The sequence below is a fragment of the Ectopseudomonas alcaliphila genome (assembly GCF_900101755.1).
Classification (GTDB): domain Bacteria; phylum Pseudomonadota; class Gammaproteobacteria; order Pseudomonadales; family Pseudomonadaceae; genus Aquipseudomonas; species Aquipseudomonas alcaliphila.
In genome coordinates, this window is sequence record NZ_FNAE01000005.1 from 1 (window position 1) to 25,238 (window position 25,238).

25 protein-coding genes and 1 pseudogene are annotated in these 25,238 nt (G+C 62.7%); 11 read left to right on the plus strand and 15 right to left on the minus strand.

Annotated elements, in window-relative coordinates; all coding sequences use genetic code 11:
- The coding region (locus BLR77_RS25690) for a hypothetical protein (RefSeq protein WP_238380585.1) at nucleotides 1-356 on the plus strand (356 nt) is incomplete at its 5' end.
- Here BLR77_RS25690 and tyrS read toward each other — a convergent pair.
- Nucleotides 343-1,542, minus strand: a complete 1,200-nt coding sequence (gene tyrS / locus BLR77_RS16230) for a tyrosine--tRNA ligase (protein ID WP_074679569.1) — start codon at nucleotides 1,540-1,542, stop codon at nucleotides 343-345. The two genes, BLR77_RS25690 and tyrS, sit on opposite strands and share 14 nt — an antisense overlap.
- Before the next feature lie 209 nt (nucleotides 1,543-1,751).
- On the opposite strand from tyrS, the gene BLR77_RS16235 reads away from it, so the two are divergent.
- Nucleotides 1,752-3,179: a peptidoglycan DD-metalloendopeptidase family protein gene (locus tag BLR77_RS16235; RefSeq protein WP_074679571.1), complete on the plus strand. Its 1,428-nt coding sequence runs from the start codon at nucleotides 1,752-1,754 to the stop codon at nucleotides 3,177-3,179.
- Nucleotides 3,180-3,182: 3 nt separating this feature from the next.
- Complete coding sequence (locus BLR77_RS16240; protein ID WP_074679573.1) at nucleotides 3,183-4,274, plus strand: anhydro-N-acetylmuramic acid kinase; 1,092 nt, start codon at nucleotides 3,183-3,185, stop codon at nucleotides 4,272-4,274.
- Nucleotides 4,275-4,323: 49 nt separating this feature from the next.
- Here the strand turns inward: BLR77_RS16240 and erpA are convergent, their stop codons facing one another.
- From erpA to argC, 4 genes are all read right to left on the minus strand, one after another.
- Nucleotides 4,324-4,674, minus strand: a complete 351-nt coding sequence (gene erpA, locus BLR77_RS16245) for an iron-sulfur cluster insertion protein ErpA (protein WP_074679575.1) — start codon at nucleotides 4,672-4,674, stop codon at nucleotides 4,324-4,326.
- A gap of 72 nt (nucleotides 4,675-4,746) precedes the next feature.
- Nucleotides 4,747-5,157 carry a bactofilin family protein gene (locus tag BLR77_RS16250; RefSeq protein WP_017675636.1) on the minus strand — a complete coding sequence of 137 codons (411 nt, stop codon included), beginning with the start codon at nucleotides 5,155-5,157 and terminating at the stop codon, nucleotides 4,747-4,749.
- Nucleotides 5,147-5,890, minus strand: a complete 744-nt coding sequence (locus BLR77_RS16255) for a DUF6776 family protein (RefSeq protein ID WP_238380586.1) — start codon at nucleotides 5,888-5,890, stop codon at nucleotides 5,147-5,149. Before BLR77_RS16255 ends, BLR77_RS16250 begins: the two co-directional genes overlap by 11 nt.
- Entirely contained in the window at nucleotides 5,887-6,921 is a 1,035-nt protein-coding gene (argC, locus tag BLR77_RS16260; protein WP_003463435.1) for an N-acetyl-gamma-glutamyl-phosphate reductase, read from the minus strand. The genes BLR77_RS16255 and argC overlap by 4 nt, the downstream gene beginning before the upstream one ends.
- A gap of 134 nt (nucleotides 6,922-7,055) precedes the next feature.
- Between argC and hemJ the strand changes: the two genes are divergently transcribed.
- The 5 genes from hemJ (at nucleotide 7,056) to BLR77_RS16285 (ending at nucleotide 11,600) form a co-directional block, all read left to right on the plus strand.
- Nucleotides 7,056-7,484: a protoporphyrinogen oxidase HemJ gene (hemJ, locus tag BLR77_RS16265; protein WP_017675639.1), complete on the plus strand. Its 429-nt coding sequence runs from the start codon at nucleotides 7,056-7,058 to the stop codon at nucleotides 7,482-7,484.
- A gap of 10 nt (nucleotides 7,485-7,494) precedes the next feature.
- Entirely contained in the window at nucleotides 7,495-8,457 is a 963-nt protein-coding gene (locus BLR77_RS16270) for an NAD(P)H-dependent flavin oxidoreductase (protein WP_074679577.1), read from the plus strand.
- Complete coding sequence (locus BLR77_RS16275) at nucleotides 8,454-9,716, plus strand: alanine racemase (RefSeq protein ID WP_074679579.1); 1,263 nt, start codon at nucleotides 8,454-8,456, stop codon at nucleotides 9,714-9,716. The genes BLR77_RS16270 and BLR77_RS16275 overlap by 4 nt, the downstream gene beginning before the upstream one ends.
- Before the next feature lie 123 nt (nucleotides 9,717-9,839).
- On the plus strand, nucleotides 9,840-10,802 hold the full coding sequence (locus BLR77_RS16280; protein WP_074679581.1) for a DUF805 domain-containing protein: 963 nt from the start codon (nucleotides 9,840-9,842) through the stop codon (nucleotides 10,800-10,802).
- Nucleotides 10,803-10,811: 9 nt separating this feature from the next.
- Nucleotides 10,812-11,600 carry an SDR family NAD(P)-dependent oxidoreductase gene (locus BLR77_RS16285; RefSeq protein ID WP_074679583.1) on the plus strand — a complete coding sequence of 263 codons (789 nt, stop codon included), beginning with the start codon at nucleotides 10,812-10,814 and terminating at the stop codon, nucleotides 11,598-11,600.
- 8 nt (nucleotides 11,601-11,608) lie between these two features.
- Here the strand turns inward: BLR77_RS16285 and BLR77_RS16290 are convergent, their stop codons facing one another.
- Nucleotides 11,609-13,090: an AAA family ATPase gene (locus tag BLR77_RS16290; RefSeq protein ID WP_139203024.1), complete on the minus strand. Its 1,482-nt coding sequence runs from the start codon at nucleotides 13,088-13,090 to the stop codon at nucleotides 11,609-11,611.
- A 123-nt stretch (nucleotides 13,091-13,213) separates the two neighbouring features.
- On the opposite strand from BLR77_RS16290, the gene BLR77_RS16295 reads away from it, so the two are divergent.
- A complete protein-coding gene (locus tag BLR77_RS16295; RefSeq protein WP_074679587.1) occupies nucleotides 13,214-14,041 on the plus strand; it encodes a formylglycine-generating enzyme family protein in 828 nt (275 codons plus the stop codon).
- A gap of 291 nt (nucleotides 14,042-14,332) precedes the next feature.
- Nucleotides 14,333-14,980 carry a 2-polyprenyl-3-methyl-6-methoxy-1,4-benzoquinone monooxygenase gene (gene coq7 / locus BLR77_RS16300; RefSeq protein ID WP_074679589.1) on the plus strand — a complete coding sequence of 216 codons (648 nt, stop codon included), beginning with the start codon at nucleotides 14,333-14,335 and terminating at the stop codon, nucleotides 14,978-14,980.
- Nucleotides 14,981-15,027: 47 nt separating this feature from the next.
- On the opposite strand, the gene BLR77_RS16305 is transcribed toward coq7, so the two are convergent.
- Nucleotides 15,028-15,450 carry an OsmC family protein gene (locus BLR77_RS16305; RefSeq protein ID WP_074679591.1) on the minus strand — a complete coding sequence of 141 codons (423 nt, stop codon included), beginning with the start codon at nucleotides 15,448-15,450 and terminating at the stop codon, nucleotides 15,028-15,030.
- Between the two features lie 234 nt (nucleotides 15,451-15,684).
- Here BLR77_RS16305 and crp point away from each other — a divergent pair, with 234 nt between their 5' ends.
- Entirely contained in the window at nucleotides 15,685-16,329 is a 645-nt protein-coding gene (gene crp / locus BLR77_RS16310; RefSeq protein ID WP_017675648.1) for a cAMP-activated global transcriptional regulator CRP, read from the plus strand.
- A 51-nt stretch (nucleotides 16,330-16,380) separates the two neighbouring features.
- Here the strand turns inward: crp and trpC are convergent, their stop codons facing one another.
- From trpC to BLR77_RS16350, 8 genes and pseudogenes are all read right to left on the minus strand, one after another.
- Nucleotides 16,381-17,220: an indole-3-glycerol phosphate synthase TrpC gene (gene trpC, locus BLR77_RS16315; protein WP_074679593.1), complete on the minus strand. Its 840-nt coding sequence runs from the start codon at nucleotides 17,218-17,220 to the stop codon at nucleotides 16,381-16,383.
- Nucleotides 17,217-18,263, minus strand: a complete 1,047-nt coding sequence (gene trpD / locus BLR77_RS16320) for an anthranilate phosphoribosyltransferase (RefSeq protein WP_074679595.1) — start codon at nucleotides 18,261-18,263, stop codon at nucleotides 17,217-17,219. Before trpD ends, trpC begins: the two co-directional genes overlap by 4 nt.
- Complete coding sequence (locus tag BLR77_RS16325) at nucleotides 18,260-18,856, minus strand: aminodeoxychorismate/anthranilate synthase component II (RefSeq protein WP_074679597.1); 597 nt, start codon at nucleotides 18,854-18,856, stop codon at nucleotides 18,260-18,262. Before BLR77_RS16325 ends, trpD begins: the two co-directional genes overlap by 4 nt.
- Before the next feature lie 13 nt (nucleotides 18,857-18,869).
- Nucleotides 18,870-20,360: an anthranilate synthase component I gene (gene trpE, locus BLR77_RS16330; protein ID WP_074679599.1), complete on the minus strand. Its 1,491-nt coding sequence runs from the start codon at nucleotides 20,358-20,360 to the stop codon at nucleotides 18,870-18,872.
- Nucleotides 20,361-20,427: 67 nt separating this feature from the next.
- Nucleotides 20,428-21,355: pseudogene (locus BLR77_RS16335) on the minus strand (phosphoglycolate phosphatase).
- Entirely contained in the window at nucleotides 21,352-22,026 is a 675-nt protein-coding gene (rpe, locus tag BLR77_RS16340) for a ribulose-phosphate 3-epimerase (RefSeq protein ID WP_061242602.1), read from the minus strand. Before rpe ends, BLR77_RS16335 begins: the two are co-directional and overlap by 4 nt.
- Nucleotides 22,027-22,278: 252 nt before the next feature.
- Nucleotides 22,279-23,739 carry an NADP-dependent succinate-semialdehyde dehydrogenase gene (gabD, locus tag BLR77_RS16345; protein WP_074679603.1) on the minus strand — a complete coding sequence of 487 codons (1,461 nt, stop codon included), beginning with the start codon at nucleotides 23,737-23,739 and terminating at the stop codon, nucleotides 22,279-22,281.
- A gap of 62 nt (nucleotides 23,740-23,801) precedes the next feature.
- Nucleotides 23,802-25,181, minus strand: coding sequence for a hypothetical protein (locus BLR77_RS16350; RefSeq protein ID WP_074679605.1), 1,380 nt, complete (start codon nucleotides 25,179-25,181; stop codon nucleotides 23,802-23,804).
- Nucleotides 25,182-25,238: the final 57 nt, after the last annotated feature.

Genomic DNA, 25,238 nt, shown 5'->3' on the forward strand with positions numbered 1-25,238 from the left:
AGCTGTTTTTCGAATTTGTTTCCGGAGAAACTTCTTTCTACTCAACCACTTGCGCCTTCGATCTGAACTTCTTCTCTCCAGCGGGAGGCGCATTCTACAGCGTTCAAAACCGCTGTCAACCACCTCTTTCAAACCGCTTTCGATCCATTCGACCGAAGCGTCAACAGGATCAAACCACCACCCTGTCGACCGGCGCGCATTCTACACGCCTCACTCAGCTTTGCAAACCCTTCATTCAACTTAACTTATTGATTAACAAGCAGTTTTTGAAGCGCTTCATCGCTGAAGTGGCGCGCATTCTACCGCCAGCAGAATGCGCGTCAAGCTTATTTTGCAGTTTTGTTACTCGGCCTTGAGGGTGATACGCGCAAAGGCCTTCTTGCCGGCCTGACAGACATGGGTCGAACCCAGCGTGAACAAGAAGGCGCGATCAACCACCTCGCCATCAACACGCACACCGCCCGAACCCAACAGGTCGCGAGCGACCGCAGCGTTCTTCACCAGGCCTGCCTTATTAAGGACGGATGAGATCGGCATATCTTCAGCCGAGATCAGCTCGACCTCCGGCAGATCCTCCGGCAGCTCGCCATCCTTCATGCGATTACCTGCAGAGCGGTGAGCATTGGCAGCAGCCTCTTCGCCATGGAAGCGCGCAACGAGCTCTTCAGCCAGCTTGATCTTAATGTCACGCGGATTGGCACCCTGCTCGACATCACGCTTGAATTGCTCGATTTCCTCCATGGAGCGGAAGCTGAGGAGCTCGAAGTAACGCCACATCAAGGCATCCGGCATGGATACCAGCTTGTTGTACATCACCCCCGGCGCTTCCTGGATGCCCACGTAATTGCCCAGAGACTTGGACATCTTCTTCACGCCATCGAGACCTTCCAGCAACGGCATGGTGACGATGCACTGAGACTCCTGACCATAGGCGCGCTGAAGCTCGCGCCCCATCAGCAGGTTGAACTTCTGATCGGTGCCGCCCAGCTCGACATCAGCCTTCAGCGCCACGGAGTCGTAGCCCTGAACCAGCGGGTAGAGAAACTCGTGAATGGCGATCGGCTGGTTGCTGCTGTAGCGCTTGTCGAAGTCATCACGCTCGAGCATGCGCGCTACGGTGTACTGCGACGTCAGACGAATGAAATCGGCAGGCCCCATCTGATCCATCCAGGTAGAGTTGAAAGCCACCTCGGTCCTGGCCGGGTCGAGAATCTTGAAGACCTGCTGTTTATAAGTCTCGGCATTGTCCAGAACTTGCTCGCGAGTCAGCGGCGGACGGGTAGCGCTCTTGCCGCTGGGATCGCCGATCATCCCGGTGAAGTCGCCAATCAGGAAGATGACCTGATGACCAAGCTCCTGAAACTGACGCAGCTTATTAATAAGGACGGTGTGACCGAGATGCAGATCCGGCGCAGTAGGGTCGAAACCCGCCTTGATCCGCAGCGGCTGACCACGCTTGAGTTTTTCGACCAGCTCAGCCTCAACCAGAACCTCTTCCGCACCGCGCTTGATCAGCACCAGCTGCTCTTCGACCGACTTCATAAAATGACTCACAATGACCACATTCAAAAGGGAACCAACCATACAAGAACGCTGACAAATCACAAGTTTTGCTCAGCGCAAGGCAGACCAGGCGTCGATCATCATCCGCAGGGTTGCCTCCGGGCGGTTTTGGTTATATTTTATACAGTTAGTGCATATTCATCATGCTCTTCTTTTAATCTTCACCTTTTCACTTCAAAAGCAGCCCTATGACCTCTACATCTAAAGCGCCGCCACTCTATCCAAAGACCCATATCCTTGCAGCGAGCGGCGTGGCCGCGCTGCTCAGCCTTGCCCTCCTGGTGTTTCCTTCGCGTGAAGTCGAAGCGCAGAAAACCTTTCTCGACTTGGATCTCGGTAACGATACCGAGCAGGTGCTGCAGGAAAAGGACGACCTCCGAGCGGGACTGCCAGTGCCTGGCGCCGCTTCGCCCTTCGCCAAGATCGAGCAAAGCGCGAACACCGCCGAGAACAGCGCAGAAGACGCTGACAAAGACCTCCTAGAAACAGCTGACACCACTCCTCCTTCCGACCCCAACCACCACAACATCACGGTCAGCAATGGCGATACGCTTTCTACCGTGTTCGCCAAGGTCGGTCTGAACGCCAATGATCTGCATGAAGCGCTCAATAGCAGCAAGGACGCCAAGCAGTTCAGCCGCCTCAAAGTGGGCCAGGTGCTGGAGTTCGAACTGAACGAAGACGGCAAGCTGAAGAATCTGCAGAGCAAGCTCAGCGACCTGGAAACCATTCGCCTCAGCCGCAGCGACAAGGGTTTCGATTTCCAGCGCGATCAGGTCAAGCCAGAGGTGGTGACTGCTTATAGCCGCGGCGTGATCAACAGCTCGCTATTCCTCTCTGCCAAGCGTGCCGGTCTGTCGCATAGCCTGACCATGGATCTGGCGAACGTGTTCGGCTACGACATCGACTTCGCCATGGATATTCGTGAAGGTGACGAGTTCGAGGTGATTTACGAAGAGAAGATGGTGGACGGCAAGCGTGTCGGCACCGGCAACATCCTCTCGGCACGCTTCACCAACCGCGGCAAGACCTATACCGCCGTGCGTTACACCAGCAAGCAAGGCACCACCAGCTACTACAACGCCGATGGCGAAAGCATGCGCAAGGCGTTCATCCGTACGCCGGTGGACTTCGCTCGCATCAGCTCGCGCTTCTCCACCGGCCGCAAGCACCCGATCCTGAACAAGATCCGCGCACACAAGGGCGTCGACTATGCCGCCCCCCGTGGCACGCCGATCAAAGCTGCCGGTGACGGCCGCGTGACGCTGGCAGGGCGTAACGGTGGCTACGGCAATACCGTGATCATCCAGCACGGCCAGCGCTATCGCACTCTTTACGCACACATGCAGGGTTTTGCCAAAGGTGTGCGCAACGGCGCGAACGTCAAGCAAGGCCAGATCATCGGCTATATCGGCACGACCGGTCTGTCCACCGGTCCTCACCTGCACTATGAGTTCCAAGTCAACGGCGTACACGTCGACCCTCTCAGCCAGAAGCTGCCGATGGCCGACCCCATTGCAGCGAGCGAGAAGCAGCGCTTCATGCAACTGAGCAAACCGCTGATGGCGCGCATGGACCAGGAAAAGGCCACCATGCTAGCCGCCAACCAGCAGTAAGCCGTGCCCCTCTATATTGGTGTGATGTCCGGCACCAGCCTGGATGGGCTGGACATCGCGCTGATCGATCAGGATCAGCGCCCTCACCTCCTCGCGACACTCTACCGCCCCATGCCAGAACAGCTGCGTAGCGACCTGCTGGCGCTGTGCACCTCGGGCGATGATGAGCTGGCGCGCGCGGCCATTGCCGAACAGCACTGGGTCGAACTGGCCGCCGCCGCGATCAACGAGCTCTTGCAACAACAGAACCTGACCGCGCAGCAAATTCGCGCCATCGGCAGCCATGGCCAGACCGTGCGCCATGAGCCCGCACGCGGCTTCACCATCCAGATCGGCAACCCGGCACTGCTGGCAGAGCTGACAGGCATTTGTGTGGTCGCAGACTTTCGCCGTCGCGATGTTGCCGCCGGCGGTCAAGGGGCTCCTCTGGTCCCAGCCTTCCACCATGATCTGTTCGGCAATAGCCAGCGGCAGGTCGCCGTGCTCAATGTCGGCGGCTTCAGCAACCTCAGCCTGCTGTCCCCGGGGCAACAAGTTCTGGGATTCGACAGTGGCCCCGGCAACGTTCTGCTCGATGCCTGGATACAGCACTGCCAGGGCCTCGCCTATGACCGTGACGGTGCCTGGGGAGCCAGCGGCACCGTACACCCGGAGCTATTGAAACGACTGCTGAGCGATCCCTTCTTCGCCACCCAGGGACCGAAGAGTACTGGTCGCGAGCTGTTCAACCTCGGCTGGTTGCTTGGCCATCTGCAAGCGTTGCCACAGTTGGCCGGCGAAGACGTTCAGGCCACCTTGGTAGAACTCACCGCGCGTAGTGTCGTCAGCGCCTTGCGCAGCGCACAAGCTCACACCGATGTTCTGCTGGTGTGTGGCGGAGGTGCTCACAACGCTTGCCTGATGAAGCGCTTGGGCGAGATGCTGGCTGGAACCGAGGTCAGCAGCACCGCAGCTGAAGGGGTGGACCCGGACTGGGTCGAAGCCATGGCCTTCGCCTGGCTGGCACATTGCGCACTTGAAGGCATTGCTGGCAATCGCCCGAGCGTGACCGGCGCCAAAGGCCTGCGCGTGCTCGGCGCCATCTACCCGGCCTGAAACGAAAACGCCGCGCATCGAGCGCGGCGTCTGTCATCAGGCCAATCATTCAGATCGAGAAGGACGACCCGCAACCACAGGTGGTGGTGGCATTGGGGTTCTTGATCACGAAACGCGAACCTTCCAGCCCTTCCTGATAGTCGACCTCGGAGCCAGCCAGATACTGGAAGCTCATGGCATCGACCACCAGACTCACGCCTTCACGCTCGACGATGGTGTCGTCCTCGGCCACGTCCTCATCGAAGGTGAAGCCGTACTGAAAGCCCGAGCAGCCACCGCCCGTGACGAACACGCGCAGCTTCAGGCGCGGATTGCCCTCTTCATCGACCAGGTTCTTCACCTTGCTGGCCGCGCCTTGGGTAAAGCGCAAGGGGGCAGGGGTGAAGGTTTCGACGCTCATTCTGGACTCCCGGCGCCATGCGCCATACTGCTTTGGGCGTGCATTATCCGCTTGCCCTACGAAATTGGTCAACTATTGCTCGATTTCCAGCGTTGCCGGAAGCTCGAGCGGCCGCTCACCGTCCTTGAGGTGACAGAGGCGCCCCTCGATCTGCGCCCCCATGGCCATCTCCATCAGGCCGTAGTGCAGGTTGCCGCGAACCCGGGAGCGTGAACCCAACTCAAGATGGCCGCTGGCGAACACATCGCCACTCACCTCTCCATCTATCACTATATGGGGTGCACGTATCTCACCTTCAACCAGGCCGCCTGCGCTCACGCGCACCAGTCCCTCGGTAGCCAGCAGATTACCGGTGACCCGACCATCCACTTGCACCGCGCCCTGAAAGCGCATGTCGCCTACCAGCTCGGCGCCAGCGGCAATCAGGCTGGTCTTACCGCTGAAACGCTGCAAGTCGGGTTTGGTCTTGTCTTTACTCCACATGGGTGGCTATCGCTCCTGATTTTATCCATTCGAATGTACGGCTCTGCGGTTTGTCGCCCTTGACCTCCGCCTGAACCTTGACCTGACGCGGCTCGAAGCCCTCAGGTAGTTGTAGCTCGCCGAAGCGACCCGCTTCGGGGAAGGACTGGAAGTGCTTGAAGGAGAACGCAATGCTGCTCTCGCTTACTTCGTCGGACAGCGCCGCCAGCTCCAGAGTGGCCGGCTTACCGTCCTGCTGCCCTTCGACAGTAATACGCAAATGCCCCTGCAAGGCCTCATCACTGGTACCGACTCGGCTGAGCAGCAATTTGTAGCGGAATCGCTGCGACACGTCCGTGGCTTGCAGCTCAAAGGCGCGAATGCGAATGCCTTCACGACGACTGGCAGGTGCCAGCACGCCTTTGTAGAAAGCCAAGTCCTGTTGCTGCTTGAAGATCTGCTCCTCCAGCAGCTTGATGGTGCGACGATTCTGCTCCATGGCCTGTTGAGTGACTTTGTCGCTACTGCCGACCACCGCCAGGCGCTGGCGCAACAACTCCAGTTCCTGCTCCTGTTCGGCAACGCGAGTCAGCAGTGCGTGCGAATCCTCGGGTGCCTGCCGAAGCTGCACTTGCGGCCAATACCAACCCAGGGCAAAGGCCGCTGGTACGGCGAGCACCAGCAGCACCAGCAGCCAACGGCGTCTGCGCTCACGACGCGGATCGCTGAGGCGGACCTCCCAGCCCGGTATCACGGCAGCAGGGCCGCGTGCGACAGGCCGAGACGCTCGTCGAGACCAAAGAGGATGTTCATGTTCTGCACGGCCTGACCGGAGGCACCCTTGACCAGGTTGTCGATTACCGACAGCACCACCACCAGATCGCCGCCCTGCGGACGGTGCACGGCGATACGGCAAACGTTGCCGCCACGCACGCTGCGGGTTTCCGGGTGACTGCCCGCCGGCATCACATCGACGAAGGGCTCGCCGGCGTAACGCTTCTCGAACAGCGCCTGGAGATCGACCGAGGTATCGGCCACACGCGCATACAGGGTCGCGTGAATACCGCGAATCATCGGGGTCAGGTGCGGGACGAAGGTCAGGCCGACGTCGCTGCCGGCGGCCTGGCGCAGCCCCTGACGAATTTCCGGGAGGTGGCGGTGGCCCTTGACCGAGTAGGCCTTCATGCTCTCGCCGGCCTCGCAGAACAGCGAGCCAACGCTGGCGCCACGGCCGGCACCGCTGACACCGCTCTTGCAGTCGGCGATCAGGCTGCCGGTCTCAGCCAGCCCGGCTTCGAGCAGCGGGATCAGACCCAGCTGAGTAGCGGTCGGATAGCAGCCGGGTACAGCAATCAAGCGGGCAGTCTTGATCGCCTCACGATTGACCTCGGGCAGACCATACACCGCCTCGCTCAGCAGCTCGGGGGCGCCATGCGGCTGGCCGTACCACTTGGCCCACTCCTCGGCGTCCTGCAGACGGAAGTCAGCGGACAGATCGATCACCCGCGTACCGGCAGCGAGCAACTCGCCAGCCAGGGCATGGGCCACGCCGTGCGGGGTGGCGAAGAACACCACGTCGCAGGCGCCCAGGGTGGCGACATCCGGCACGCTGAACGCGAGTTCGGGGTAGTGGCCGCGCAGGTTGGGGTACATCTCGTCGACGCGCAGGCCGGCCTCGGAACGGGAAGTGATCACGGTCACCTCTGCCTGCGGGTGTTGCGCCAGCAGACGCAGCAATTCGACACCGGTGTAGCCCGTGCCGCCGACGATACCGACCTTGATCATCACATGCCCCTTTGCAAAAGCCATTGGAAAGTTGCCGATGATAAAGCCGCATCGGCCAAGCTCCAACCGCGGAGGTGACGCAGACCGTCAGCTGCCTCTACTATCGAGGCCATTTTTCAGCGCGAGAAGCGAAAATGCTCTATCTCTGGCTCAAGGCTCTGCACATCATCGCCATGGTCTGCTGGTTCGCTGGCCTGTTCTATCTGCCGCGCCTGTTCGTCTATCACGCCATGAGCAGCGACGCTGCCAGCCACGAACGTTTCTGCATCATGGAGCGCAAGCTGTATCGCGGCATCATGATCCCGTCGATGATCGCCACGCTGGGCCTGGGTATCTGGTTGCTCAGCCTCAACTCGGCGTACTACTTCACGCAGGGCTGGATGCACGCCAAGCTCACGCTGGTGGTGGCGCTGGTGATCTATCACCACCTCTGCGGCGCTCAGCTCAAGCGCTTTGCCCGCGGCGAGAACAGTCGCAGTCACGTGTTCTATCGTTGGTTCAATGAGGCGCCGGTGCTAGCCCTGCTGGGCATCGTAATCCTGGTCGTCGTCCGCCCCTTCTAAGGAGTTCGCCATGTCTCTGCCCGCCCTGCTCGAACAACGCCTGCGCCTGCCTCTGGTAGCTGCGCCGATGTTTCTGGTATCCAACCCGGCGCTGGTCAGTGCCTGCTGCAACAGCGGCATCGTCGGCAGTTTCCCAGCCCTGAACCAGCGCGAGAGCGCCGGCTTCGCCGCCTGGCTCGACGAGATCGAAGCCAGCCTCGCAGCTGACGCCGCGCCCTTCGCCGTCAACCTGATCGTGCACAACAGCAACCCCCGCCTGCAGGCGGACCTGGCCATCTGCGTCGAGCGCCGTGTGCCCATCGTCATTACCAGCCTGGGCGCGGTGAAGGAAGTGGTCGATGCCGTGCACAGTTATGGCGGTCTGGTGTTCCATGACGTGACCACTCGCCGCCATGCCGAAAAAGCTGCCGAGGCCGGCGTGGATGGCCTGATCGCCGTGGCAGCCGGGGCTGGCGGCCACGCCGGTACCTGGAGTCCATTCGCCCTGCTGGCCGAGATTCGTCAGTTCTTCGACAAGACCGTACTGCTGTCCGGCTGCCTCAACCACGGCCACGAAATTCTCGCGGCGCAATTGCTCGGCGCCGACCTGGCCTATATGGGCACCCGTTTCATCGCCACGACCGAGAACAACGCGTCGGCCGATTACAAGGCGATGATTCTCGACGCACGGGCCGCCGATATCATTCACACGCCCGCAGTGTCCGGTGTGCCGGCCAGCTTCATGCGCCAGAGCCTGGAACAGGCTGGCTACGACCTGAAACAGCTGCAGAACAAGGGCGATATCAACTACGGCGAGAAGCTCAAGCCGATGGATGAAGAAGCCAAGGCCTGGAAAACCGTCTGGTCGGCCGGCCAGGGCGTCGGCGGCATCGACGATCTGCCATCGGTGCAGGAGCTGGTGGCGCGTCTCGACCGCGAATATCGCGCCGCCCTGACACGCAGCCAACAGCTGGGGCAACGCTGGCCGCGATGAAGCGTCGCCACCTGCTGGGGCTGGGCGCGCTCGGTCTACTCGGCGGCTGGGCGCTGCGCCCAACTGATCGAGCTCGCCAGCATGACGCCTACTTCGCCGAGCTCAATCGGCAACTGCAGCGCGATGGCGAGGGCATCCCCACCCTGCTGCTCGATCTCGATCGGCTCGACACCAACGCCGACCTGCTGGCAGCAAGGCTAGGCGGCCGCCTCCAGCTGCGCCTGGTAGCCAAATCGCTGGCCAGCATCGGCCTGCTGGAATACCTCGCCAAACGTCTGCAAACCCAGCGTTTCATGGTCTTTCATCAGCCGCAGCTGAACCAGCTGGCCAGGAGCTTTCCCCAGGCCGACCTGCTGCTTGGCAAACCCTTGCCGGTGGCAGCAGCCCTGAACTTCTATCGCCAGCTTCCGCAGCGCCTGGATTTCGATCCCGACCGCCAGGTGACCTGGCTGATCGACAGCCAGCTGCGCCTGATGCAATACAGTGAGCTGGCCAAGGCGCTGGGGCGACCGCTGCGCATCGTGCTGGAAATCGACGTTGGCCTGGAACGCGGTGGCTTCGCCACGCCGCAGGCATTGAGCCAGGCGCTGCAACAGCTTCGCCAGCAACCGGCACTGCGACTGCAGGGCCTGATGGGTTATGACGCGCATGTCGCGCACAGCCCGCCCTGGCAGAGTCAGCAACGGGCATTCAACGAAGCCGAGGCCCGCTATCGGCAGTTCATCAACAGCGCGCAGGGGTTCAGCGATCTTTGGCCAGCAAAGCCGCTGCTCAACGGTGCCGGCAGTCTGACCTACCTGCTGCACAGCCAGCAGGAGACGTCGCTCAATGAAGTCGCCGTCGGTTCTGCCCTGCTCAAACCCGCGGAGTTCGACACGCCACTGCTGGAAGAGCATCAACCAGCCCTGTGGATCGCCAGCCCCGTGCTCAAGGTGGTCGACGGCGCCCTGCCCTATCTGCAACCGCTCCAACCGCTGGTCAGAGCCTGGAACCCCAACCGACAGACCGCCTACTACCTCTACGGCGGTCGCTGGCCGGCGCAGCCCGTCTCACCGGCCGGGCTCGGCTACGACGAACTGTACGGCCGTAGCGCCAATCAAGAGCGCCTGATGGGTGGTGAAGGCACACAATTGACGAGCAATGATTGGGTTTTTCTGCGCCCCACGATCAGCGAAGGGGTGCTGGGCGATTTCAGCGAAATACGTCTACTACGCCGCGGCCAACTGGTCGGCCGCTGGAGCACAATAGGCAACACCTGAAAAATAGCCATGAGCGGCGCGTCAGGCCGCTTGTATATTGGCCTCGCGGCACTCTAGGCTTATGCCTCGCTTGCTCAACGGGCGCTGCGCCCACCTCCACTTCCCGCCGACAAGGAAGCTCGCATGAATCAACCGCGCTACAAGATCGTGTTCGACGGCCAACTGATGCCCGAGGCCTCACTGGAAACGGTCAAGGACAACCTGGCTCGCCTGTTCAAGAGCGACCCTGCCCGCATCGAAAATCTGTTCAGTGGGGCGCCGGTGGCGCTCAAGCGTGATCTGGGCGAGGGCGAGGCAGAGCAGTACCTCAACGCGCTGCAGAAAGCGGGCGCCAATGTGCGCAAGGAGCTGGATCAGGCTGCCAGCCTCAGCCTGGTGCCAACCGAAGCCGAAACCGAGCAGGCCGTGGAAGCCGCCACCTCGAGCATGACCTGCCCCAAATGCGGCCACGAGCAAGCCAAGGCGATCGAGTGCTCCGCCTGCGGCATCATCATCGAGAAATACCTCGCCCGCCAGGCACAACTGGCCGAAGCCGCTCCTGCCCCGGCTCCCGTCGCAGCGACGGCATCGCCCTACGCGCCACCTCAGGCGAATGTCGCCGAGCAGTTGCCGCAGTACTCCGAGCTCAAGGTGTTCAGCGTCAGCGGCCGGATCGGCCGCGTGCGTTATCTGGGCTGGACCATGGCCATGCTGCTGTGCATGTTGCCGCTGATGCTGGTGTTCGCCGGCGCCTCGGTCATGTCCAGCGTGCTGGGTACGCTGATACTGGGTGTCGCGGTGATCGCCATGATCGTGGTTGGCGTGTTCATCGGCGTTCAGCGCCTGCACGACATGGGCTGGTCCGGCTGGCTGTGGCTGGTCAACTTTGTTCCCTTCATCGGCACCGTCTTTGCCCTGCTGATGCTGATCATCCCTGGCACTCAAGGCGTCAACCGCTACGGTCCGCCGCCACCGCCGAACAGCACCGGGGTCAAGGTGCTGGCCTGGCTGTTCCTGCTGGTGCCAGTAACCGGCATCGTGGCCGCCATCGCCCTGCCCCAGTATCAGAGCTATGTCGAGCGCGCCGCCGAGTACCAGGAGCGCTAGCCCTCGACCATGCGCAGCTATGCACTGATCACCGGCGCCTCCAGCGGCATTGGCCTGGCCTTGGCCGAAGCCCTGGCACGCCGGGGGCGCAACCTGATCCTGGTGGCGCGCCGACGTGATGCGCTGGAAAGCATCGCCTGCGAGCTGGCGCAACGCTTCGGCGTCGAGGTGCTGTTTCGCCTCTGCGACCTGAGCGAGCCGCTGCAACTGTCCGGCCTGCTGCTGGAGCTGGAAGAAGGTCAGTGGCATGTCGACCTGCTGGTGAACAACGCCGGCCTGGGTTGCGCCGGTCCGTTCCTGGAGCAGGACTGGAGTCGCGAGCTGGAGCAGCTGGAAGTCAACGTGCTGGCGCTGACCCGCCTGTGTCACGCACTCGGTCAGCGCATGGCCGAGCACGGCAGCGGGCAGATTCTCAACGTCGCCTCGGTGGCCGCCTTCCAGCCCGGCCCCTGGATGAGCAGCTACTACGCCAGCAAGGCCTATGTGCTGCACTTTTCCGAGGGTTTGCGCGAAGAGCTGAAAAGCCGCGGCGTACGTGTATCTGTACTCTGCCCCGGCCCGACCCACAGCGCCTTCTTCCGCGCGGCGCAGATGGACGTCACGCGGATTGCCGGTAGCAAGCTGATGATGAGCGCCGAAGAAGTCGCGCTGATCACCGTTCGCGCATTGGAAAAGAACCGCGCCATCATCATTCCCGGCTGGCGCAATCGCCTGCTGGCCCTGAGTCCGCGCCTGGGGCCGCGCTGGCTGGTGCGCAAAATCAGTGGTCGACTGACCCGCCCCTTCACCAGCGCCTGACCAGGCACTCAGCCGGCGTTGACCGTCCTCCCATCGGCCCACTCGCGCAACGCCATCAAGCGCTCGGCCATCACCACGGACAGCGGCGCGGTGCTCTGCAGTGCGCGCAGCAGCAACCCCTGATCGACCGCCTGCTGCTGCGCCTGACCAGCGTATAGCGCGCTAACCACTGCCTGCTCGATCTCGGCGCCCGAGTAGCCCTCACTGGCAGCAGCCAGCTGCGCGAGATCGAAGCCGCCTGGTTCCAGTTCACGGCGTTGCAGGTGGATACGGAAGATATCGGCGCGCACCTCGGCGCTGGGCAGGTCGACGAAGAACAGCTCGTCGAAGCGCCCCTTGCGTACCAGTTCGGGCGGCAGACGGTCGATGGCATTGGCCGTGGCCACCACGAACACCGGCGCCTTGCGCTCGGCCATCCAGGTCAGCAAGGTGCCGAGCACCCGCTGGCTCACGCCGCCATCGTGATCGCCACTGGCCAACCCTTTCTCTACCTCGTCCATCCACAGCACGCAGGGCGCCATCTGCTCGGCCAGACGCAGCGCCTCACGCAGATTGCGTTCGGTCTCGCCAAAGAACTTGTTGTACAGGCAGGCAAAATCCAGACGCAGCAGTGGCAAGCCCCAGAGTCCGGCCACTGCCTTGGCCGCCAGGCTCTTGCCGCCGCCCTGTACCCCGACCAGCATCACGCCTTTCGGCGCATCCAGGAGTTTGCCTTCGAGAAAGCCGGCCTGACGTTCGGCCAGCCAGCGTTTGAGGTTGACCAACCCGCCGACTTCGGCGAAGCGTGCAGTGTCGTATTCGAAGCTGAGCACGCCCTCCAGATCCAGCAGCTGGAACTTGGTCTTGTTCAGCTCAGGGATGTCTTCCTGGGTGATCGCCCCGTCGTCGCAGATCACGTTGCGTGCCAGCGCGCGTGCCTCGGCGTGGCTGAGGCCGCGCAGGTTCTTCACCACCTGCTGCAGGGTACGGTTATCGGTGCGCACTCGCGCACCGCGATTGCCTTCGCTCCAGCGCGTCGCCTCGTCACGCACGATGCTCAGCAGCTCGTCCTCCGACGGCAAGGCCAGGCTGAAACGTGCCGCGAAACGCTGTACTTCGGCAGGCAGCTTGATCGCATGCGACACCAGCACCAGTGTCGGCTTGTGCGCGGCCTCGCTCATGGCGATTTCCTTGAGCAGACGCACCAGCCTGGGGTTGTCATCGAGGAACGGATGCAGGTCGCACATCACGTAGAGGTTCGGCTGCGGATCGACCTTGATCATGCGCAGCGCCGCTTCGGGCTCCAGGGTCGGCGACTCGTCCACTGGTGCACCGCCGAAACCCAGACGCTGCAGGCCCTCGGTCACCGACCAGGTGTGCAGACCGAGGCCGCGCTTGATCGCCAGGCCAGTCAGGGTCTCCAGCACGCGCAGCTCGTCCCAGGACTCGATCACCACCAGCTTGACCTTGGAGTCCAGCACCAGTCCAAGATCATGAATATCGTTCTTCAACACCGACTCCTTGTGAGATTTGGCCAGCCAGGCACGCAGGGTTACCATCCGCGGTTTCACAGAATCGAGAACTTACCGCATGGACCGCCTGAACACGCAGATCGTCGCCGGAGGCATCACGCCGTGCAAGTGCTGAAAGCGCGTTGCGTCACAGTATCCATGGCCATCGCAGCCGGCCTGCTGGTCAACCTGCCGGCCGTTGCTATCGAAACCTTCAGCGACCCGTTGCCCGGCGGCGCTCAGGGCCCCGAAATGGTGGTCATTGCGGCTGGCGAGTTCCGCATGGGCGATGCCAGCGGTCGCGGCAATGACAACGAGCGTCCACAACGATCTATTGCGTTCGCTCAACCCTTCGCCATGGGCCGCTACGAAGTCACCTTCGCCGACTGGCAGAAGTACGCCGACGCCAACCAGTTGCCCATGCCTGACAACGAGGGCTGGGGCCTTTCGGCGCAGCGCCCGGTGATTCATGTGTCCTGGCGTGACGCTCACGCCTACACCCAGTGGTTATCACGCGAGACGGGCGCGCGCTATCGCCTGCCGACCGAAGCCGAATGGGAGTATGCAGCGCGCGGAGGCAGCCAGAGCTACTACTGGTGGGGCGACGAACTCGACAGCAGCGAGCAGGCGCCACGCGCTCACTGCCGCGGTTGCGCCAGCTCGCGCCTGTTACGCAACAAGACGGCAGCCGTCGGCCAGTTCCCGGCCAATGGCTTCGGCTTGCACGACACGGCGGGCAACGTCTGGGAGTGGACGGCCTCGAACTTCACCCAGCGCTTCGACGGCAGCGAAACGCAGAGCGCCGGCCTGCTCGACAGCAGCCCGCGCGTGGTGCGCGGCGGCGCCTGGAACAGTGGCCCGGTCTACCTGCGCAGCAGCATGCGCGATCTCAAGCAACCGCATCACCGCGACTATGCCCTGGGGTTTCGCGTGCTGCGCGAGCTACCCTGAGAGACTGCCCAAAGTCTGCTGCGCGTCGGCCCTGCTGCGTTAAAAACAGGCTCGGAGGCCGCTTGCGGCCAACATCCTTCAGGGCGGCCCCGAAGGGGCGAGCGGAGCGAGTCATGCTCATGTACAAAAGTACAGTCGCCCGCGACTCCGACCGTTCCTCATCTGTTTTTGCGGGGCCGTCATCGGTATTGCACGATCCTGGCTCGCGAGACTTTAGAACAGCCTCTGAGCCACGGACGACTTGGCGACTTTGCAGTAAACTAGCCGGGTTGTTACCTCTGGAGGTGCCCCATGGCCAGCGAACGCCAGTATTCCCCCGTCGACCGCCTGCTGCTGCAAGCCGATGCCGCGTTGCGCACGCTGCTGCCATTCAGCGGCGCGTCGAGTCGCCCCTCGCCTGCCATCGTGCAGAACGAGACCGAGCTGAGCAGTGAGGAGTCGCGCCACGTCGCCGGCCTGATGCGCATCAATCACACCGGTGAAGTGTGCGCCCAGGCGCTCTATCAGGGCCAGGCGCTGACCGCCAAGCTGCCGGAAGTGCGCAGCGCCATGGAGCATGCGGCCGACGAGGAGATCGACCACCTGGCCTGGTGCGAACAGCGTATTCGCGAACTGGGCAGCCAGCCCAGCGTGCTCAACCCGCTGTTCTACGGTCTGTCCTTCGGCGTTGGTGCCGTTGCCGGACTGGTCAGTGATCGCGTCAGCCTGGGTTTCGTCGCCGCCACCGAAGATCAGGTGTGTAAACACCTGGACGAGCACCTGGAGCAACTGCCCGAGCACGACGCCAAGTCACGCGCCATCCTCGAGCAGATGCGCATCGACGAACAGCAGCACGCCAACAGCGCCCTGGCAGCGGGCGGCGTACGCTTCCCGGCACCGGTGAAGTTCGGCATGACCTTGTTGTCGAAGGTGATGACCAAGAGCACCTACCGCGTCTGAAACGAACGAGGGCGCCATTGGCGCCCTCGTTACTGACACGACTCGATTCAACCCAGCTCGACGATTTCGTAATCGTGGCTGATATCGACGCCGGCACGACCCAGCATGATCGAGGCCGAGCAGTACTTCTCCGCCGACAGTTCCACCGCCCTCTTCACCTGCGCCTCTTTCAGCCCGCGGCCCTTGACCACGAAGTGCAGGTGGATCTTGGTGAACACCTTGGGCTCCTCGTCGGCACGCTCGGCGTCGAGGAAGACTTCGCAGCTTTCTACCGGCTGGCGGCCCTTGCGCAGAATGCTGACCACATCGAAGTTGCTGCAGCCACCGAGGCCGATCAGCAGCATCTCCATCGGTCGAACACCGAGATTACGACCACCAGCATCGGGCGGACCGTCCATCACCACGACATGGCCACTACCGGACTCGCCGAGGAACAGAGCTTCACCGGCCCATTGCACACGCGCTTTCATCGAGATTGGCTCCCAGAGTGGAAAAGTTCGGCAGATTAGCACAGGCAGGCTGCAATCCGATGTGCACCGAATGCGCGAAAGTTCCGCACAGTTACGTTACCCAGGTCGCAAAAAACTACCTGGTCATAGTATGTCTGTTAAGCTGGCGTCGGAATGCTGGCACACTTGGCCGGATAACAAATAAGAAATTGCCGTTGGACAAAGGCCTTCACTTTTCATATTCGGGACTCGGGCATGGTTGCTATTACCCTTACACCAAAAATCAAGAACCTCGACAAGCTTCTTGCACATTGTCATCGTCGTCGTTACACAGCCAAAAGCACCATCATCTACGCAGGTGATCGCTGCGAAACTCTGTTCTTCATCGTCAAGGGCTCGGTCACCATCCTGATCGAGGATGACGATGGCCGCGAGATGATCATCGCCTATCTCAACTCTGGCGACTTTTTCGGCGAAATGGGCCTGTTCGAGAAGGATGGCTCCGAGAAGGAACGCAGCGCCTGGGTTCGCGCCAAGACCGAATGCGAAGTAGCGGAAATCAGCTACGCCAAGTTCCGCGAGCTGACCCAGCAAGACCCCGAAATCCTCTTCGCCCTCGGTAGCCAGATGGCCGAGCGCCTGCGCAATACCACGCGCAAGGTCGGCGACCTGGCGTTCCTCGATGTCACTGGCCGTGTCGCGCGCACCCTGCTCGACCTGTGCAAGCAGCCGGACGCGATGACCCACCCGGATGGCATGCAGATCAAGATCACGCGTCAGGAAATCGGCCGCATCGTCGGCTGCTCCCGTGAGATGGTCGGCCGTGTACTCAAGTCCCTGGAAGAACAGGGCCTGGTACATGTGAAGGGCAAGACCATGGTGGTCTTCGGCACGCGCTGAACCAGCCCCCAATAGAAAAAGCCGGCTTGATTGCCGGCTTTTTCATGCGCGTTATTCCGGGTCCGTGCCGATTACTGCAGGCCGGCCGCGTTCGGGAAAGAACAGACGCTGCAATTCGCTGCCCGGGCTTTCCGCGCGCATGAAAGCCTCGCCGACCAGGAAGGCGTAGACCTCGTTGATCTCCATCAGCTCGACATCGGCGCGGTTGAGAATGCCGCTTTCGGTCACCACCAGGCGATCACGCGGAATACGCGGCAGCAAGTCGAGAGTAGTTTCCAGGGACACCTCGAAACTGTGCAGGTTACGGTTGTTGATGCCCACCAGCGGTGTGTCCAGAGTCTTCAGCGCACGTTCCAGCTCGTCGCCGTCATGCACCTCCACCAGCACGTCGAGACCGACGTCCTTGGCCACTGAGGCCAGTTCGGCCATGCGCACGTCATCCAGGCAGGAAACGATCAGCAGCACGCAGTCCGCACCGAGGGCACGGGCTTCGACGATCTGGTAGGGATCGACCATGAAGTCCTTGCGAATCACCGGCAGCGCGCAGGCCGCGCGGGCCTGCTGCAGGTATTCGTCGGCGCCCTGGAAGAAATCGATATCGGTCAACACCGACAGGCAGGTGGCGCCGCCCGCTTCGTAGCTGCGGGCGATATCCGCCGGCACGAAGTCGGCGCGCAGCACGCCCTTGCTCGGCGAGGCTTTCTTGATCTCGGCGATCACTGCCGGCTGCTTGCGCGCAGCCTGCTCGAGCAGCGCACGGGCAAAGCCACGCGGTGCATCGGCACTGCGCGCGGCAGTCTCAACCTCAGCCAGGCTGACCTGAGCGCGACGCGCCGCCACTTCCTCGAACTTACGGGCGACGATCTTCTCCAGTACGGTTGGTACGCTCACCCTTCGTTCTCCTGTTTGAATACCGCGGTAAAGGACACCAGCTCTTCCAGCTTCTCGCGCGCCAGGCCGGTGTGCAGTGCATCATGCGCCAGCTGCATGCCTTCGCGCAGGCTGCTGGCATGATCGGCAGCGTAGAGGGCGGCACCGGCATTGAGCACGATCATGTCGGCGGCCTTCTGGCCGTTGTCGGTCTTGCGCCGACCGAGGGCATCGTGGATCAGCGCCAGCGACTGCTCGGCGTTGTCGACGGTCAGGCCGATCAGGCTCTGACTCTTGATCGCGAAATCCTCAGGCTGGATGCGGTACTCGCTGACCACGCCATTCTTCAGCTCGGCAATGAAGGTCGGCGCGGCAAGGCTGATCTCGTCCAGACCGTCCTGCGCGTGCACCACCAGTACGTGCTCGCTGCCCAGACGCTGCAGCACTTCGGCCATCGGTCGGCACAGGGCCTGGCTGAACACGCCGATCACCTGGTGTTTGGCGCCGGCCGGGTTGGTCATCGGGCCAAGCATATTGAAGATGGTACGCAGGCCCAGCTCGCGACGCGGGCCGATGGCATGCTTCATCGCCCCGTGATGGGACGGCGCGAACATGAAACCGACGCCCACGCTCTCGACGCAGCGCGCCACCTGCTCCGGTTTGAGTCCCAGGTAGACGCCGGCAGCCTCGAGCAGATCGGCACTGCCACTCTTGCCGGAGACTGCGCGGTTGCCGTGCTTGGCCACCTTGCCACCGGCTGCCGCGACGACGAAGGCCGCAGCGGTGGAGACGTTGAAAATGTTCATGCCATCGCCACCGGTACCGCAGGTGTCGACCAGTCGCTCGGCATCGATGACCACGGGCGCGGCCAGCTCGCGCATGACGCTGGCGGCACCGACAATCTCGTCGATGGTCTCGCTCTTCATGCGCATACCCATGAGGAAGGCGCCGATCTGCGCGTCGGTGCACTGACCGGTCATGATCTCGCGCATCACCGCCTGCATTTCCTCGGTGGTCAGATCGAGCTGAGCGACGATGCGGCCCAGGGCTTCCTTGATATTCATGCGCGCACGCCTCCGGTCTGCTTGAGGAAGTTGGCGAACAGTTCATGGCCCTGCTCGGTGAGGATGGATTCGGGATGGAACTGCACGCCCTCGATGTTCAGGGTCTTGTGGCGCAGGCCCATGATCTCGTCGACCGAGCCGTCTTCATGCTGGGTCCAGGCGGTGATCTCCAGGCAGTCCGGCAGGGTTTCGCGCTTGACCACCAGGGAATGATAGCGGGTCACGGTGAGCGGGTTGTTGAGGCCGGCGAACACGCCCTTGTCTTCATGGAACACCGGGCTGGTCTTGCCGTGCATCACCTGGCGCGCACGCACCACGTCACCGCCGTAGGCCTGGCCGATGCTCTGGTGGCCGAGGCAGACACCCAGGATCGGCAGCTTGCCGGCGAAATGCAGGATGGCCTCGATGGACACGCCCGCCTCGGTCGGCGTGCACGGGCCGGGCGAGACGACGATGCGCTCGGGCTTGAGCGCTTCGATCTCGGCGATGGTCAGTTCGTCGTTGCGAATCACGTGCACGTCGGCGCCCAGCTCACCCAGGTACTGCACGACGTTGTAGGTGAAGGAGTCGTAGTTGTCGATCATCAAAAGCATGGTACGGCTCCTCTTATTCCTGGGCCTGGACGGCAGTCTGTTCGGCGAGCGCGACGGCGCGGAACATGGCGCGGCGCTTGTTCAGGGTTTCTTCCCACTCCAGCGCGGGCACCGAGTCGGCAACGATGCCGGCGCCGGCCTGCACGTGCAGTTCACCGTCCTTGATCACCGCCGTACGAATCGCAATCGCGGTGTCCATGTTGCCGTTCCAGGCGTAGTAACCGACCGCGCCGCCGTAGACGCCACGCTTGACCGGTTCCAGCTCGTCGATGATCTCCATCGCGCGGATCTTCGGCGCACCGGACAGGGTGCCGGCCGGCAGGATCGCACGTAGCGCGTCCATCGAGGTCAGGCCCTTCTTCAGCTCGCCTGTGACGTTGGAAACGATGTGCATGACGTTGGAATAACGCTCGATGACCATCTTCTCGGTCAGCTTCACCGAGCCGACTTCCGAGACGCGCCCGGTGTCGTTGCGGCCCAGGTCGATCAGCATCAGATGCTCGGCGACTTCCTTGGCGTCGGCCAGCAGATCTTCTTCCAGCGCCAGGTCGGCCTCTTCGGTCGCACCTCGCGGACGGGTGCCGGCGATGGGCCGTACGGTGACCAGGTTATCCTCGACGCGCACCAGCACCTCGGGCGACGAACCCACCACATGGAAATCGCCGAAGTTGAAGAAGTACATGTAAGGCGTCGGATTGATGCAGCGCAGCGCGCGGTACAGGTCGATGGGCGCCGCTTTGAACCCGATCGTCATGCGCTGGGAAATCACCACCTGCATGCAGTCGCCAGCCAGGATGTAATCCTTGATGGCGCTGACCGAGCGTTCGTAATCCTCGCGACTGAAGCTGGAGCGAAACGCGGGCTCCTCACCTGCAGGCTTGTTCAGATCCACGCCCAGACGCGGGGCGAACGGCTGACGCAGCTTGTGCAGGATTTCCTGCAGGTGCGCCTGGCCACGCTCGAAGGCATCCGCCTCGGCCGGATCAGCCAGAACGATGGCGTGCATCTTGCCCGCCAGGTTATCGAACACCACCACGGCATCGGAGACGTTGAGCAGGATGTCCGGCGTGCCCAGCGCATCGGGATTGACCCCGGCAGCCAGCTTGGGCTCCACGTAACGCACACTGTCATAGGCGAAGTAACCGACCAGGCCACCATTGAAACGCGGCAGCCCGGCGATGGTCGGCACCTTGTAGCGCGCCTTGAACTGCTCGACGAAGGCCAGCGGATCGGCGCACTCATGACGCTCGACCTCGACGCCGTCGGTGGTGATCACCACCTCATGACCGTGCACACGCAGCACGGTGCGCGCCGGTAGGCCGATGATCGAGTAGCGACCCCACTTTTCGCCGCCCTGCACGGATTCCAGCAGGTAGGAGTTGGGCGCATCGGCCAGTTTCAGGTAGATCGACAGCGGCGTATCGAAGTCGGCGATGGTTTCGCAGGCAAGCGGAATGCGGTTGTAGCCTTCAGCGGCTAAACGCAGGAATTCTTCATGGGTCATGATCAGCCTCATGGCTCGGGGTAAACGGTCGGGTGCAAACGGGCCGCGCGGCGGCGGCAGGACGAGATCAGGCGCGCCAGCGCCAACGGGCCAGAGCCTTGATCACTTTCATCCAGAGTTTGCAGCTAACCACCACGGTGCGATCTCGACAGGCGGGGGAATAAGGAGAGCGGCCAAGGTAGCAGCTACACGCCAAGCGCTGCAAGCGGGGCAAAGCGATAGCTTGGTAGGAGCGGATTTATCCGCGATCTCAATCGCCAGTTTCGCGGATAAATCCGCTCCTACAAAAGCCGAATGGCGCAGCTGAAGATTCGTCAGAACAACTCGGCGAGGTTATCGACTACCAGGTTCGGTTTTTCTTCGGCGATCGGGCGGCCATGGTTGTAGCCGTAGCTCACGGCGACGCAGGGCACCGCGGCAGCGCGCGCGGCCAGCACGTCGTTGCGCGAGTCGCCGACGAACAGCGCTTGCGCCGCGTCGACCCCAGCCAGATGCATCACCTGCAGCAGTGCTGCCGGGTCAGGCTTCTGCTGCGGCAGGGTGTCGCCACCGATGATCCAGCGGAAATAGCCGCCGAGGCCGACCTGCTCCAGCAGCGGCGCGACAAAGCGCTCCGGCTTGTTGGTCACCACCGCGAGCTCGACGGCCGCCGTGCTCAGCGCTTCGAGCAGCTCATGCACGCCCGGGTACAGCGCAGTCAGGTGATGGCAATCGGCGTAGATATCGAGAAAGCGCGCCAGCGCCTCTTCCGTCTCGGCCTCGCCCACTGTCGCGTGATCCAGACCGCCGGCCAGGGCGCGGCGCACCAGCACGCGCGCGCCATTGCCGACCCAGTCGCGGACTTTTTCAACGCCAACCGGCGCGCGCCCCAGTTCCACCAGCATGCGGTCGACCGCTGCGGCCAGGTCCGGCACCGAGTCGATCAGCGTGCCGTCCAGGTCGAACATAACCAGGCGCGGCAGCTCACCGCCGCATAGCGCGCGCAGCGGTTTCATCCACGCACCTGGGCCAGTTCGGCGCGCATGGCGTCGATCACCGCCTTGTAGTCCGGCTGGTTGAAGATCGCCGAACCGGCAACGAAGGTGTCGGCGCCCGCCGCGGCAATCTCGCGGATGTTCTGCACGTTGACGCCACCGTCGATCTCCAGACGGATCTCGCGGCCACTGGCGTCGATCAGCGCGCGGGCTTCGCGCAGCTTGTCGAGGGTGCCGGGGATGAACTTCTGCCCACCGAAACCGGGGTTGACGCTCATCAGCAGGATCATGTCGACCTTGTCCATCACGTACTTGAGCACGTCCAGCGGGGTGGCCGGGTTGAACACCAGGCCGGCCTTGGCACCACCCGCCTTGATCAGCTGCAGCGAGCGGTCGATGTGCTCGGAAGCTTCCGGGTGGAAGGTGATGTACGAAGCGCCGGCCTCGATGAAGTCGCCGATGATGCGATCCACCGGCTTGACCATCAGGTGCGCGTCGATCGGCGCGGTGATGCCGTACTTGCGCAGCGCCGAGCAGACCATCGGGCCGATGGTCAGGTTGGGTACGTAGTGGTTGTCCATCACGTCGAAGTGGACGATGTCCGCACCGGCGGCGAGTACGTTGTCCACTTCCTCGCCCAAGCGGGCGAAGTCGGCGGATAGGATCGACGGGGCGATGGCGAAGGGTTGCATGGCGCACCTCTAAGGGCTTGGGTCACGGTGGCGCGCATTGTAACGGCTGTAGAGCCTTCAATCGACCGAAGCCAGCCTCGCGTAGGGTGTGACATGCCGAAGGCTTGTCCACCATGGGCCGGCAGCAACGCAACAAGAAAGGTGGACAAGCTTCGCGCTGTCCACCCTATGCACTGCATAGTGGAAGGTGCTTCAGCGGCGAGCGTTGGTGCCAATCGCGGCTAAAGCCCCTCCCCCAATGAGCCGCCTGCCTCAGATACCGCCGAGGCAGAGGTATTTGATCTCCAGGTACTCATCCAGGCCGTACTTGGAGCCTTCGCGACCGAGCCCCGAGGCCTTCATGCCACCGAATGGCGCCACTTCATTGGAGATCAGCCCGGTGTTGATACCGACCATGCCGTACTCCAGCGCTTCGGCTACACGGAAGGTGCGGCCCAGATCGCGGGTATAGAAGTAGCCTGCCAGGCCAAACTCGGTGTCGTTGGCCTGTCGCACCACTTCGGCTTCATCGCTGAAACGGAACAACGGCGCCAGCGGCCCAAAGGTCTCTTCGCGGGCCACGCGCATATCCGCGGTGACACCAGTGATGACCGTCGGCTCGAAGAAATGCCCGCCCAGCGCGTGCGCCTTGCCGCCCTGCAGCACCCTGGCGCCCTTCTCCAGCGCATCGGCCAGATGCGCCTGCACCTTGGCCACGGCATTGCCGTCGATCAGCGGACCAATGACGACGCCCTCTTCATCACCAGGGCCGACCCGCAGTTTGGCCACGGCAGCGGCCAGTTTCTCGGCAAAGGCGTCGTAGACGGCATCGTGCACATACAGGCGATTGGCGCAGACGCAGGTCTGCCCGGCGTTGCGGTACTTGGCGACCAGTGCGCCTTCGACTGCGGCATCCAGGTCGGCATCCTCGAAGACGATGAACGGCGCATTGCCGCCCAGCTCGAGTGAAAGCTTCTTCAGGGTCGGCGCACATTGCTCCATCAGTTTGATGCCCACCCCCGTGGAGCCGGTAAACGACAGCTTGCGCACAATCGGGTTGGCGCACAGCTCAAGGCCCACCTCACGGGAACGCTCGGTATCGGCCGGCAACACGCTGAACAGCCCGGCCGGGATGCCCGCGCGCTCGGCCAGTACCGCCAGCGCCAGCGCGCTAAACGGTGTCTGTGGCGCGGGCTTGAGCACCATGGCGCAGCCGGCGGCCAGCGCCGGGCCGGCCTTGCGGGTGATCATCGCCGCCGGGAAGTTCCACGGTGTGATGGCCGCGGCCACACCAATGGGTTCCTTGGTCACGATCAGGCGCTTGTCCGGCTGATGGCCGGGAATGGTGTCGCCGTAGACACGCTTGGCCTCTTCGGCGAACCACTCGATGAAGGATGCCGCGTACAGCACTTCGCCACGGGCCTCGGTCAGCGGCTTGCCTTGCTCGGCCGTCATGATCCGCGCCAGGTCCTCCTGGTTGGCCAGCATCAGCTCATACCATTTGCGCAGGCGCGCCGCGCGCTCCTTGGCAGTGAGCGCACGCCAGGCCGGCTGGGCAGCCTGCGCCGCCTCGATGGCCTGGCGGGTCTGCTCGGCCCCGATGTTCGGGACCGTCCCCAGAGACGCGCCATTGGCCGGATTGAGAATTTCAGTGATGGAGCCATCGCTGGCTTCGCACCACTGGCCGTCGATATAGGCCTGGTGGCGCAGCAGATCGGGATCGTTCAATTGCATGATTTTCTCCTGCAGCCGAGGGAAGAAATCGCCCCCCGGCTGGATAAGGGACTCGAAAGGCCTCACTCGCCGGGCGGCAGGTCCTTGGTGAAGGTCTGGTCGTTCTCACCGCGGAACATCTGTGCCCCGTAGATCAGCGCACACAGGCCGACGCCGATGGCGAAAGCCCAGCCAGCGCCCTTGATCGCCAATACCGCGCCAATGACCCCGGCGATGCCCAGGTCGCGCTGACTGCGCGCCTCCATGATGCCCAGGCGCACGCTGACGTAGCCCTGGATCAGCAGGGTCAGCGCCAGTGCCACGCCGAGAATCGGCTGCAACAGGGTCACCACCGGCAGCAGCAACAGGCCGGTATTGGTGCCCCAGCGGAACGAGCCGACGCCGCCGTAGATGGACTTCATCGCCTTGGCGCCGCCCTTGAAGCGCTCGGTGATCACCACCTGCATGGCCGACCATTGCGGGCCGCACATGGCCACGTCCGGGCCGAAGATGCTCATGAAGGCGTTGCGCCCGCCAAAGATCAGGTGCGAACGGTTGGGGTTGAAGTCGACCTTCTCGTCACTGCGGATGTGGTCGGCCTCGCCGAGGATCGCCTTGGCACCCAGCACGTCACCGAACACCACCAGGTAGGCGGCCAGGACGGTAGGAATGGCGGTGACGAACATCATCAGCGGCGGCATGCCGAGGCCGAACACGGTGTACTCGTTCCACAGGGTGACGAAGTCCGGCTTGCTGATGCCCCACTCGATGCTCGGCCAAGGCGCCTCACCGAAGATCGGCGCGACGAAGACCGCCAGGAGGATGATCGGGAAAATGCCCAGCTTGGCGAAGTTCCACCACAAGCGGCTGCGCTTCTTCAACTGCTGGAAGTGCAGGGAGAACACCAGATAGAAGGCGATACCGACGGCGATGGAAATGGTCCAGGGGAAGCTGTCGAAGCGACCGCCCTCCTTGAACACAGTCACCACCGCACTCAGGCCCGCGCCCATGATGATGCCGGCCTTGAGTGCAGAGGGCACCAATGACACCACCTTGCGCGCCATGCCGGTCATGCCCAGGCCGATGGAAAATATCCCCAGCATCAACTGAAAGGCGATCAGCGCATGCACCCGCTCCGGGCCCTCCGGGAACTGGCTGCAGTAAGCCATGAGCAAGGGAATCGCCGGGGTGATCCAGCCCGGGACGACGGGGTCGCCCAGCAAGTGGTGGGTCAGGTACAGCAGCCCGTTGAGCATGACCACCGCCAGCGCCACCTCGAAAGGCATGCCGAGGAATTCGGTCATCAGCGGAATCGCCGCCAGATCCACCGCACACATGAGCAGGCCCTGCATGTAGTCGGAGAGTTCGAAGCGGTAATGAATGAAAGGCAGACGCACCTTGAATGGCCCCACCGGCCAGTAGGGGGCTTCCACACCAAGGTCTTGCTGATGCAGTTCGGACATTTGAGTCACCCAGCTTTATTAGAGTTGTAAGCAGCGAGCCCCGACATTGCCGGGGCT

What these genes read in the sequence shown, in the direction of transcription:
- tyrS (WP_074679569.1), bottom strand. Translation starts at nt 1,542, where the DNA reads ATGAAGTCGGTCGAAGAGCAGCTGGTGCTGATCAAGCGCGGTGCGGAA.
- BLR77_RS16235 (WP_074679571.1), top strand. Translation starts at nt 1,752, where the DNA reads ATGACCTCTACATCTAAAGCGCCGCCACTCTATCCAAAGACCCATATC.
- erpA (WP_074679575.1), bottom strand. Translation starts at nt 4,674, where the DNA reads ATGAGCGTCGAAACCTTCACCCCTGCCCCCTTGCGCTTTACCCAAGGC.
- BLR77_RS16250 (WP_017675636.1), bottom strand. Translation starts at nt 5,157, where the DNA reads ATGTGGAGTAAAGACAAGACCAAACCCGACTTGCAGCGTTTCAGCGGT.
- argC (WP_003463435.1), bottom strand. Translation starts at nt 6,921, where the DNA reads ATGATCAAGGTCGGTATCGTCGGCGGCACGGGCTACACCGGTGTCGAA.
- hemJ (WP_017675639.1), top strand. Translation starts at nt 7,056, where the DNA reads ATGCTCTATCTCTGGCTCAAGGCTCTGCACATCATCGCCATGGTCTGC.
- BLR77_RS16270 (WP_074679577.1), top strand. Translation starts at nt 7,495, where the DNA reads ATGTCTCTGCCCGCCCTGCTCGAACAACGCCTGCGCCTGCCTCTGGTA.
- BLR77_RS16275 (WP_074679579.1), top strand. Translation starts at nt 8,454, where the DNA reads ATGAAGCGTCGCCACCTGCTGGGGCTGGGCGCGCTCGGTCTACTCGGC.
- BLR77_RS16280 (WP_074679581.1), top strand. Translation starts at nt 9,840, where the DNA reads ATGAATCAACCGCGCTACAAGATCGTGTTCGACGGCCAACTGATGCCC.
- BLR77_RS16285 (WP_074679583.1), top strand. Translation starts at nt 10,812, where the DNA reads ATGCGCAGCTATGCACTGATCACCGGCGCCTCCAGCGGCATTGGCCTG.
- coq7 (WP_074679589.1), top strand. Translation starts at nt 14,333, where the DNA reads ATGGCCAGCGAACGCCAGTATTCCCCCGTCGACCGCCTGCTGCTGCAA.
- BLR77_RS16305 (WP_074679591.1), bottom strand. Translation starts at nt 15,450, where the DNA reads ATGAAAGCGCGTGTGCAATGGGCCGGTGAAGCTCTGTTCCTCGGCGAG.
- crp (WP_017675648.1), top strand. Translation starts at nt 15,685, where the DNA reads ATGGTTGCTATTACCCTTACACCAAAAATCAAGAACCTCGACAAGCTT.
- trpD (WP_074679595.1), bottom strand. Translation starts at nt 18,263, where the DNA reads ATGAATATCAAGGAAGCCCTGGGCCGCATCGTCGCTCAGCTCGATCTG.
- BLR77_RS16325 (WP_074679597.1), bottom strand. Translation starts at nt 18,856, where the DNA reads ATGCTTTTGATGATCGACAACTACGACTCCTTCACCTACAACGTCGTG.
- trpE (WP_074679599.1), bottom strand. Translation starts at nt 20,360, where the DNA reads ATGACCCATGAAGAATTCCTGCGTTTAGCCGCTGAAGGCTACAACCGC.
- rpe (WP_061242602.1), bottom strand. Translation starts at nt 22,026, where the DNA reads ATGCAACCCTTCGCCATCGCCCCGTCGATCCTATCCGCCGACTTCGCC.
- gabD (WP_074679603.1), bottom strand. Translation starts at nt 23,739, where the DNA reads ATGCAATTGAACGATCCCGATCTGCTGCGCCACCAGGCCTATATCGAC.
- BLR77_RS16350 (WP_074679605.1), bottom strand. Translation starts at nt 25,181, where the DNA reads ATGTCCGAACTGCATCAGCAAGACCTTGGTGTGGAAGCCCCCTACTGG.